We start from the raw sequence: 10,253 nt of genomic DNA, 5'->3' as shown, positions 1-10,253 counted from the left end.
TAAACAAATATATGTATTATTTTGCCCGAGGTGGAAGAAAAATGTATCTTTGGTGTGAGTGTTTTGTGATTTTTTTTTAGCGAGGTCCAAAATGAGCATGGAAGTTGAAGAACCGACCGTCGAAATGGTCGATGCCGAAACTGGCGAACAAGTGATCAAGGAACTGGACAAGGCCGTCCTCACCAAGGGCGCCTGGCAGACGATGATGTTCCTTTGTCAGGAAAAAAACGCGAAAACGGGCGAATTCGGGGAACCGAAGGTGTACCTCCGCCGCTACCAGAAGGCTGGTGGTGCTTTCAAGGCCCGCAGCAAGTTCAATATCAGTGGCAAGGCCCAGGCCGAAGCCATTATTGAAAATCTCAAGAAGTGGTATAACATTTAATGGCAGACCCTGCTAGTAGTAAAAAGAAATTTTACAGTATAGAGTTCCTTTGCGAAGGCGATATCGAAAGCTTTCCGTATAAGGACAAGTTCGAAAAAATGGCGCGCAAGCTCCTTGCCGAAGAAGGCAAGGAAAGGAGCGTCAATATCGTACTTTGTACGGACGAGTTTGTCCGTAACATGAACCGAGATTACCGTGGGCTCGACAAGGTGACCGATGTCCTTTCGTTCGAGTGGCACGATGACGGATTCCCGGGTGCCGAAGAAATGCTCGGTGAAATCTACATCGCGCGTGACCAGGTGAAACGTCAGGCTCCCGAATATGGCAATACGTTCTATGCCGAAATGAAGCGCGTGATTGTCCACGGGCTTCTGCACCTTTCGGGTTACGACCACATCAAGGCTGCCGATAGAAAGGTGATGCGCAAGCGAGAATGCGAATTCCTGGGGCTCGACCCCTACAAGGAAGGTGCATAATGGAAACGTCCGAAATCCTCGCTATCGTATTCCTCTGCATCTTTATCCTGACTTCGGCGACGTTCTCCGCGACCAAGTGCGCGTTCAGCCTCATCTTCGCAAAGCGCGATCCGCATGACCGCAGCGAGCGTGAAGAAAAAATAGCGAAGCTCGTCCGCTGGCACGGATTCAACGAGTGCGTCTCCATCGGGCGCATTTTCGGCAACGTGAGCGCGGGCGTTCTCGGGTTCTTTGTGCTCGCCAATTCGCAGTGGGATTTCGTGCGCACCTATCCCTACTTGAGTGTCGCTGCGTATCTGGTATTTGCGAGTGCGGTTCTCTATACGCTTACGGTGTTCATCCCGTACCTGCTCGCCAGTCTCAAGCCCGATACGTTGTCTGTCGTCCTCGTGCCGCTGTTCAGGCTCATTCGCCTCCCGTTTGTGCCGGTGGCCAAGTTCTGCCATGTGGTGTTTGTCAAGATGCTGAACCTTCTCGGCTACGATTCCAAGCTGAACTTCTTGCCCGAAGAGATGCGCGATGCCGTGCAGGCCGACCTTTCCGATGTCAAGTCCGGCGATGCCGAGGGCCTGGAAAAAGAGGAACAGCAGATGATCCTCAATATTTTCGACTTCGTGGAAACTCCCGTGCGCGAAATCATGACCCCGCGTGTGGAAATGTGCGCTATCGACGTGGATACGCCGCTCGAGGATTTGGTGAAGGTGCTGAACAACGAACGCCATTCGCGCTTGCCGGTCTACAAGGATACGATGGACAACATCGTGGGAATCCTCTCGAACCGGGACTTCCTGGAATGGTATACCGAACATGGCGATGAACCTTTCGACATCATGAAGATAGTGATGCCGCCGGTATTCGTGCCCTACCACAAGAAAATTGACGATCTTTTGACCGAACTGCGCAAGACGGGTAACCAGCTTGCCATCGTGATCGACGAATACGGCGGAACCGCGGGCCTCGTGACGCTTGAGGATATCCTCGAAGAAATCGTCGGCGAAATCAAGGACGAGGACGATGCCGACGAGGAAGACGACGTGCAGAAACTGAAGGACGGCCGCTACATCCTCGACCCGCTCATGACGCTTTCGGATTTGGAAGAGGAACTGGGCGTCGAACTTGAGGCTCCCGAGAATTCCCATGTGGAAACCCTCTCCGGACTCATCCAGGCGACTCTCGGCGTGATTCCCTCCCCGGGTGCCGAAATCAAGGTCAAGGGCTACACCTTCCGCGTCCTCAAGATGGACGGCACTCGCATGGAAAAGGTCATGATGATTTTGCCGCCGGGCGAAACGACACCGACGGGAAGCTTCAAGGCTATCGCCAAGTAGTTTATTTGTACATCGCTTCGATCTTGTCGGCGTACATGGCTTCCGCGACCTTGCGCCGGATTTTCAACGTAGGCGTGAGAAGTCCCGATTCGGTGGTGAGTTCGTCGCCGACGAGCGTCCACTTGCGGATTTGTTCCCAGTGGTTCAGCTTCTTGTTGACGCGCGTGATGTGGCGGTTGATTGCCTCGCGCACGCGCCCGGACTGAAGCGCCTTCTCGATGCTGAATTCTTCTTTCTGGAACTTGAGGAGCCTGCGTGCGCCTTCGGGGTTCAGCCAGATGACCGCGGAGGTGAACTTCCGATCGTTCGCGATGACGAGCGCCTGCTCGATGACGGGGTGGCGGCAGATTTCGAGTTCGATGGGACTCGGGCACACGTACTTGCCGGTACTCGTCTTGAGGAGTTCCTTGATACGCCCGGTGAAGTTCAAGAAATCGTCGGAGTCGAAGAATCCCTGGTCGCCCGTCTTGAAGAAACCGTCTTCGGTAAAAGCCCTGCTGTTGGCCTCGGGATCGTTGTGGTAGCCGCGGAACACGCTTTCGCCCTTCACGAGGATTTCGCTGTTGTCGCCGATCTTTACCTGGAGGTGGGCGAGCGGCTTGCCTATGGTCCCGGGCTTCGAGGAATTGGGGCTGTTCGCGGTGACGACCGGACTGCATTCCGTCATGCCGTAACCTTCGAATACGGGAAGCCCGATGTTCAGGAGGAACCGGAGGATAGACTTGTTCAAGGCGCAGCTGCCGCTCACGATGAGCTTGAACCTTCCGCCGAGAGCTTCCCGCATCTTGCGGTAGACGAGGCGGTCGTAGATGCGCTGCATGGGCGAACGCCTCTTTCCGGGCTCGCTTATCTTTGCAAGCTTGATGGCGTTTTGGATGAGCAGCCGCTTGGGGCCTCTCGCCTTGTCGCCGATGATGGTTATGCTTTCGTAGAGGCGCTCGAGGATGCGCGGGACGACGATCATCACGGTGGGGCGGACCTCGGTCAGCATGGTCGCCACGTTCTTCGGGGTGTCGCCGAAGTAGATGCGCACTCCGTTCAGCGTGTAGAAGTAGACCGCCATGCGCTCGAACACATGCGCGACCGGCAATATCGTGAGGCAGCAGTCCTCTTTCCGGTTCATGTGGTAGAGCTCGAGGAGGTTCTGGATTTGCACTAGCATGTTCCTGTGCGTGAGCTCCACGCCCTTCGGGGCTCCCATGGAACCGCTCGTGTAGATGATGCTGAAAAGGTCGTCGGGGCGTATCGATTGGATCTGGTCGTCTACCCAGCTGAAATACCGGTTCGTTTCTGCGAGCTCCTTGCCCTCGTCGATGAGGGTGTTCCAGTAGATGGCGTTTTCGGGGAGCTCGGAATTGGAATCGATGCAGATGACCAGCTTGAACTGTGGAAGGAATTCCTTGAGCGGAGTTTCCAGCTCGGAGACGGAATTCACGAACAGAATCTGGACGTTGGAATCCTCGCACTGGAACTTGAAATTTTCTGAAGAGATGTTCGGGAACAGGGGGGCCACCTGCGCATGGTTGATTTGCGTCGCGATATCCGCGATGAACCATTCGGGGGAACTCGGCGCGATGATGCCGACACTTTCGCGGGGCTTGAGTCCGCGGCTGTTCAGGGCGATGGATAGGTAGATGGAACTGTCGCGAAGGAATTCGCGCGAGTAGTGCAGCCACTGGCCTTCGACCCGCTTGTACCACCCGCCAAAGTCATTGCGGGAGCAGTTGGCAAAGAACATAGACACAAGCGAGGTAAACTGTAACGGTTCCATGCCCTTAAAATACTATTCTTATTACGAAATTTCATGTTTTTTTTGAAATATTTTGATTATTTTGCACAAAAAAGGATTCGCCATGCTCAAGAAACTCTCCGACTACGAAAAATCGCTCCAGGACCTTGTCGCAGAAGGGGCTCCGCTGACGGAAGCGCAGCTGCTGTCGGTACGTACGCATATCGGATTCTTCCAGCACGAGAGGCTTGCGCACGAAATTGTCCTGGTGCTGTTTGCCCTGTTGACGGTCGGCGGTTTCTTTTTCTTCGTCTCTAACCCCGCACTTGCCGTGTTTTGCCTCGACGTGATGTTCCTTGTGCTTCTCGTGCCCTACATAAGGCATTACTTCGGACTCGAAAACGGGGTGCAGAGGCTTTACGACCTGTACGCCCAGCTTGAAAAACTATAAAAAACGCGCCCTTTCGGGCGCGTGGCAAACTGTGCTTGCCGTAGGGTTATAATAAATTAATCCTTCTCGCAGCCGAGATCATCGCACTTGTACGTGGTTCCGTCGTCACACTTGATGGTGGTGTACGAGGCGGTGACCGTAATGGCGGTGGGGTTGGGACAGATGTCGTTCGCAATTTTACCCATGCGCGGGGAGGTTATCGTGCTGTCGTCTGCGGCGGAGCATGCAGAAAGGACGACTGCTGCTAAGGACGCAAGAAGAATGGCAAATGTTTTTTTCATGATGATGCCTCCCTGTTAGAAGTAGATGAACCCGCCGAAGTTGGCAATGAAGTTGAAGTTTTCATCCGCGAACCCGCCGAACGGATTCGAGTAGAACGTATTGGCGATGGAGGCTTCCACGGCGAAGTTGCTGTATTGGAAGCGGGCTCCGATATCCACGTTCGTCGTTCCCGTGCGCATGCTGATGTTTGTCGTGTTGTTCTTCACGATGTCGAGTTCGTCGTTGTAGTCGGTGATGAACTCTTCGTCTTCCATGGCGAATACGGTCCAGTTGAAGTTCGCGCCTGCAAATACCTTCCAGCAGTTGCCGAGCCTAAGTTCGGCAAAGATGTTGGGTACGGCGTAGATTCCCATGGTGAAGTAGGAATCCTTGTTCTTGTTCGTTTCGTCTTCGAATTCATCGTAGAAGACGAAGGGTGCGCGGGCGTAGATGCCGAGAAGCACCCTGGCGAACTTGTTCTGGAGGATGCTTGCGCCGATGTTGATGGACGGCTGGATGTAGATGTTCGCGTCTTCCCCGGTCGTTTCGGTGGTGGACGTGGAGTTGCCGTTCTTTGCTTCCCTTTCGTAGGCGCTTTCGTGGCGGGTGAAGTTCACGCCCGCGTTCCAGAAGATGCCCTTGGCGGAGGGGTCGTTGCTCACGAACACGTTTCCGCCGATATCCCAGTAGTCGCGGTCGATGTCGGTAGATCTCTTGGTGTCGGCGTCCTTGTATTCTTCGCTAGTGGACGTTTCGTTCTGGTAGGTGAGCCAGAAGACGGATGCGTTCAGGTCGATGGCGCCGAGGAGCATGGCGAAGCGGAGGCGGAGGATGTCACCCGCGTTGACCGTGTAGGTGTCCTCGGTTTCCATTTCGTAGGCGTCCTTGCTCTTGGTAAAGGTAATCTGCTTGCTCAGGGCGTAGCTCAAGGAGATACCCATCATGCCGTTGGCGATACCCGCGGTGGCAAGGCCCAGCCCCTGTTCCATATCGAACGAGAGGAACTTGGTGTTGCCGTTGCCAAAGGCGACTGCGCTGAAGTTGCTCGTGGGTTCCATATAGACAAGCTTGGCGCCGGCCATCTTGTAGGGCTTGTTCAGGTTGTCACGGATTGTTGCGTCTGCGGCCTGGTTGCCGACCCTGTTGTAGGCGATGCCGTGGATACGGTTTGCCTTCGGAGTTTCCGTGGTGGAATCGGTCGCCTGTGCGGTGGTAGGCGTAGTGGCTGCCGGAGCCGGGGCGGCGGGTGCGGGAGCGGGGGCTGGTGCGGGCGCCGGAGCTTCCACGGCAGGTTCTGTCTGCGGGGCTGCGCTTGTGTCTTCGCTGGAATCCTGAGCCATGGCGGTTGCGAAGGCGACTGCCGCAGTCAAGGTAATCAGTTTGATATTCATTGCTTGTCCTTTGTTATTGTTTCTTAAACTTTTTCGCTGCTAGAAGAGTTTCCCACGTCGTCCGACGAACTGGAGGTCTCCTCGTTTGATGTCGAGGATGACGGCTCCGCCGAACTGCTGGAACCCGGATCCTCTTCGCTTGATGAGCTTTCTTCTCCGGCTTCGCTGGAACTCGATTCTTCATCGGCGCTGGAAGAACTTTCCTCGTTATCTTCGCTAGAACTCGATTCCTCTTCGGCGCTGGAAGAACTTTCTTCGTCGTCTTCGCTGGAGCTCGATTCTTCTTCGGCGCTGGAGGAACTTTCCTCGTCGTCTTCGCTGGAGCTTGATTCTTCTTCGGCGCTGGAGGAACTTTCCTCGTCGTCTTCGCTGGAACTCGATGCTACGGAAGAACTCGACCTTGCGGAGCTGCTGGAAATTTCGTCGTCTTCACTGGACGAGGACTTTGCGCTGGAAGAACTCTCGATGGCCTTGCTGCTGCTGGAGGCCTTCTTCGAGCTGCTGGAATAGACGTATGCGCTGTCATGCGGGGTGGAACTGTTGTGCGGCCCTGTGATGGCGGAGTCCGAGGTGCACGCGACAATAAGGGCTAGAATCAAGAGCAGAGAAAGGAATAGCGTCTTTTTCATGTTTTCTCCCGATTAAAATTCGACAATCCCGGTAAAGTTGTACAGGACGTTGTTGCCGCTGAAGCCCCTGAAGGGGTTGCTGAATAAATTGGAGGCGACTCCCGCTTCAAGAGTCAGCTTCTTGTACTTGAAAAGGAGTCCCGTGCTCACGTCGACTGCACCGGTATTGGTGGAGAATCGCGTAAATTTGTTCTTCGTTTCGTTTTCGTCTTTCCAGTATTCGATGTAGTCTTCGTGGTTGCCGGAGGTGGTCCAGGTGTAGCTTGCCGCACCCCAGAACATCCAGTTCTCGTTGAATGCGTATTCGGCGAGTATGTTGGGAGTGAGAATGAGCGATCCGGTTACGTAGAAGTCCTTGCGATGGCTGTCCTTGTCTTCGACCTGGTCGTAGAGGGTGGCGTAGAGGCGGGCGTTGTTGCCGACATGGAGACGCGCGTTCTTCGATTTCAGGACGATGCTGCTGAAGTTGTAGAAGAGGTTCGCATAGATGTAGCTGTCCTGTGCATTGGTCTGGTTGTGGTAGTTGTCGTCGGGGTCGATTGTGCTTTTGTAGGTCGTCTCCCTTGTCCTGTTGTTGCGGGTTGCGCCTATGCCGGAGCTCCAGAAAAAGTTTTTGGCGGAAGGCCGGTTTGTGAGGCTCAGCGAGCCGGAAATTTCGTAGTTGTTTCTGTGGTAATCCAGGTTGTTCTTGCCTTCGCTGTCGGCGTACTCATTTATGGCAACGGAATCGACGCCTTGCGTGAATCTCAAGAACGCCAAGAAGTCGATTGATTGCAGGGGCATGGAGAAACGGAGGGAGAGCGCGTTCTTGCTGACGATTTCTGTGGTTTCGTCCTTGTGGTAGGCGTCCTTTTCGCTGGAAAGGTCCACTTTTTCGTCGATGATGAGCCCAAAGCCCAGGCCGAAGGTCTTTGTAGCGATGCCGAACATGGCCTCTCTGCCCTGGAGGGCGATATAGGAGGTGTGGCTGCCGGAGGCGTAGCTTGCAATGCCGCCGGTGTTCACGTTGAGGTTGATGGAGGCGAGGTTGTGCCCGAACATGAGGTGCGGGGTGTAGAGGTTTCTTAGTGTGGAAGGGGCTTCACTCGGCGCATTTACGGAATAGTAGTAGGCGCTTCCGTGAAGAATATCGAAATTGGCTGTGTCCGGTGCGTTTTCTGCAAATGTTGTTGCAAAAAGTAGGGACAACATTGTCAAAAGTAATCTAGACTTCATCTTTTTTCCAAATTGATTTTCTACAAGAATAAAAAAATAGGCGCAAAAAAGGGGGCGACTTCCGGAATAAGCGTTGTTTTTTGTTGGCTTTTGTATCATGACTTTCCGTGTTTTTTGTAATATTCTACGCAAAATCTGCGTTGAAAATGGTGTTTTTATAAAAATTTGAGAACGTAATTTTGTAAAATTACCTAAAAATAGAGAAAATAATTGCAAGTTGAGTTGAAATTGAATTATATTTTTGAGAAACAATTTGAGAACAAATAGCGGAATGTCTTCGCGGTGTTCCCGAAAAAGGGATGGATGTATGAAATGTTTGGTTATGGCTATTTCTTGCCTCGGTTTGGTGGCCGTGGCGGGTGCCCAGGTGACCCTCGGCGATGCCGGTGGCTGGCTCGAATCTGCCTACGCCCAGTGGGCCTCGGACGGCTCCGACAGTTACAACGTGTATTACTCGGGTAATGGTAAGAGCAATGTTAAGGTCGATGCGGAACTTGTCCGCAAGTACGGTTCTACCTGGCGCGTAGACGTTCCGGGCCTCAAGGCGGGCGACTACACGCTCAAGGTTGTGGGCGTGAAGGGTGGCAAGGAAGGCGCTTCTGCCACTACAAAGACGCTTTCGGTAAAGGCGCACGACCGCAGCGGTTTTGCTTTTGCTAACGGGCGCGTTCCCGGTGCGTACAAGGCCGACGGCACGCTCAAGGATGGCGCCGTGGTGCTCTACATTACCGAAAGCACCAAGAATACCGTGACGATGGACGTGGCTACAAGTTCAAAGGGTACAAAGACAACTTGCAAGAGCTTCCAGGGCATATTGAACTGCTACAAGAAGGGCTACGAGACGACTCCGCTCGACCTGCGCCTTGTCGGCAACGTGACGGATTCGGATTCGCTTGTGCAGGGCGACATGGTGATTGACCTCGGCAAGTCTGAAACCTCCTATGTGACGGTGGAAGGTGTCGGGCCCGATGCTACGGTGAACGGCTGGGGAATTCGCGTCAAGAACGCGCAGAACGTGGAAATCCGTAATCTCGGAATCATGAACGTGAACAGCGATGAAGGCGACAACGTTGGCCTGCAGCAGAACAACCAGTACGTGTGGGTGCACAACTGCGACTTCTTCTACGGCGATGCGGGCAGCGACAAGGACCAGGTGAAGGGCGATGGCGCGCTTGACTGCAAACTTTCCACGTACATTACGTTCAGCTATAACCATTTCTGGGACAACGGCAAGTCGAACCTGCTCGGGCTTAAGGAAGGTACGAACGATGGCTACTACATCACGTATCACCACAACTGGTACGACCATTCCGACAGCCGCCACCCGCGCGTGCGCTACTACAGCGCGCATGTGTACAACAACTACTACGACGGCAATGCCAAATATGGTGCGGGCTCTACGCTGGGTTCCTCGGTGTTCATGGAAAACAACTACTTCCGCAACTGCAAGTACCCGATGCTCACGTCGATGCAGGGGACTGACGTTTATGCGAGCGGCACCAAGCGCGACCCGACGAACAACGGCACGTTCAGTAAGGAAGCGGGCGGTACCATCAAGGCTTACGGCAACCATTTTGAAGGCTCCTACACGTTCATTCCGTATGGCGCGACCTCGTACAAGGTAAAGGGTGTGGAAACGACGGCGGCAAGCCAGGGAATCAATACCTCTGAAGATTTCGATGCGTATGTCGTGGATAGCCGCAGCGCGAAGGTGCCTTCTACGGTCAAGTCGTACGATGGTGGAAATACCTACAACAACTTCGATACCGACAACTCCGTGATGTACAGCTACAAGGCGGACGATGCCGTAACGGCTAGGGACAACGTTGTCCGGTATGCGGGCCGCGTGCAGGGCGGCGATTTCAAGTGGACTTTCGACAATTCTGTTGATGATGCTTCTTCTGATGTGAACCAGCCGCTCAAGGATGCGCTCGTGGCCTACAAGGGCTGGAACGGGAATGTTGTGCCGGTTTCTTCGTCATCCTCGACTCTCGCTTCTTCGTCATCCTCGGCACCGGTCGAGGATCTGTCCAGCAGTTCCGAGAAGTCGAGTTCCTCGTCCGAGAAATCTTCTTCGTCCGAAAAAGCGGAAAGCTCGTCGAGTGCGGAATCCTCGGATGGTACGGACGCTCTCGTGGTCTCGAAATCCCTGCATGGTGAGCCCATGCGCTATATTGCCCGCGAATCCCGCCTGGAAGTCTATGCGGCGGGCCCGTCCCGTGTAGATGTCTTGCAGATGGACGGTACGAAGGTGCTCTCCAGCGCCTCCCGCGTGGTCGACCTTTCGGGCCTGCGTGCGGGAGTGTATGTGGTACGGCTTACGATGGCGGGCTCTGTGCGTCAAATGAAGATTTTCAAGTCTGCCCCGTAGTGGATTTTTATTAAATTTTA

The 10,253-nt window shown here is 54.0% G+C and carries 10 protein-coding genes; 5 read left to right on the top strand and 5 right to left on the bottom strand.

What is annotated here, in order from left to right; translation table 11 throughout:
- Positions 1 to 91: 91 nt before the first annotated feature.
- The 3 genes from B4A77_RS10570 to B4A77_RS10560 are packed head-to-tail and all read left to right on the top strand — an operon-like array spanning position 92 to position 2,186.
- On the top strand, positions 92 to 382 hold the full coding sequence (locus tag B4A77_RS10570; RefSeq protein ID WP_173365634.1) for a hypothetical protein: 291 nt from the start codon (positions 92 to 94) through the stop codon (positions 380 to 382).
- Positions 382 to 858, top strand: coding sequence for an rRNA maturation RNase YbeY (gene ybeY / locus B4A77_RS10565; RefSeq protein ID WP_173365635.1), 477 nt, complete (start codon positions 382 to 384; stop codon positions 856 to 858). Before B4A77_RS10570 ends, ybeY begins: the two co-directional genes overlap by 1 nt.
- On the top strand, positions 858 to 2,186 hold the full coding sequence (locus tag B4A77_RS10560; RefSeq protein WP_173365636.1) for a hemolysin family protein: 1,329 nt from the start codon (positions 858 to 860) through the stop codon (positions 2,184 to 2,186). The genes ybeY and B4A77_RS10560 overlap by 1 nt, the downstream gene beginning before the upstream one ends.
- 1 nt (position 2,187) lies before the next feature.
- Here the strand turns inward: B4A77_RS10560 and B4A77_RS10555 are convergent, their stop codons facing one another.
- Positions 2,188 to 3,957 carry an AMP-dependent synthetase/ligase gene (locus tag B4A77_RS10555; protein ID WP_290740586.1) on the bottom strand — a complete coding sequence of 590 codons (1,770 nt, stop codon included), beginning with the start codon at positions 3,955 to 3,957 and terminating at the stop codon, positions 2,188 to 2,190.
- An 82-nt stretch (positions 3,958 to 4,039) separates the two neighbouring features.
- Between B4A77_RS10555 and B4A77_RS10550 the strand changes: the two genes are divergently transcribed.
- On the top strand, positions 4,040 to 4,366 hold the full coding sequence (locus B4A77_RS10550) for a hypothetical protein (protein ID WP_173365638.1): 327 nt from the start codon (positions 4,040 to 4,042) through the stop codon (positions 4,364 to 4,366).
- Positions 4,367 to 4,422: 56 nt separating this feature from the next.
- Here B4A77_RS10550 and B4A77_RS10545 read toward each other — a convergent pair whose 3' ends face one another.
- Genes B4A77_RS10545 through B4A77_RS10530 form a run of 4 tightly spaced genes read right to left on the bottom strand, consistent with a single transcriptional unit; the run spans position 4,423 to position 7,838 of the window.
- Positions 4,423 to 4,647 carry a hypothetical protein gene (locus B4A77_RS10545; protein ID WP_290723130.1) on the bottom strand — a complete coding sequence of 75 codons (225 nt, stop codon included), beginning with the start codon at positions 4,645 to 4,647 and terminating at the stop codon, positions 4,423 to 4,425.
- Between the two features lie 15 nt (positions 4,648 to 4,662).
- A complete protein-coding gene (locus B4A77_RS10540) occupies positions 4,663 to 6,018 on the bottom strand; it encodes a hypothetical protein (RefSeq protein WP_290734388.1) in 1,356 nt (451 codons plus the stop codon).
- A gap of 23 nt (positions 6,019 to 6,041) precedes the next feature.
- On the bottom strand, positions 6,042 to 6,647 hold the full coding sequence (locus tag B4A77_RS10535) for a hypothetical protein (RefSeq protein WP_290740584.1): 606 nt from the start codon (positions 6,645 to 6,647) through the stop codon (positions 6,042 to 6,044).
- A gap of 12 nt (positions 6,648 to 6,659) precedes the next feature.
- On the bottom strand, positions 6,660 to 7,838 hold the full coding sequence (locus tag B4A77_RS10530; protein ID WP_290740582.1) for a hypothetical protein: 1,179 nt from the start codon (positions 7,836 to 7,838) through the stop codon (positions 6,660 to 6,662).
- 346 nt (positions 7,839 to 8,184) lie between these two features.
- Between B4A77_RS10530 and B4A77_RS10525 the strand changes: the two genes are divergently transcribed.
- Entirely contained in the window at positions 8,185 to 10,233 is a 2,049-nt protein-coding gene (locus tag B4A77_RS10525) for a pectate lyase family protein (protein ID WP_290740580.1), read from the top strand.
- Positions 10,234 to 10,253: the final 20 nt, after the last annotated feature.

The organism is Fibrobacter sp. UBA3718, from assembly GCF_002371935.1.
In the GTDB taxonomy this organism is placed as follows: Bacteria; Fibrobacterota; Fibrobacteria; order Fibrobacterales; family Fibrobacteraceae; genus Fibrobacter.
The sequence above is the reverse complement of the archived record's forward strand: the minus strand, read 5'-3'. Positions and strand labels throughout refer to the sequence as shown.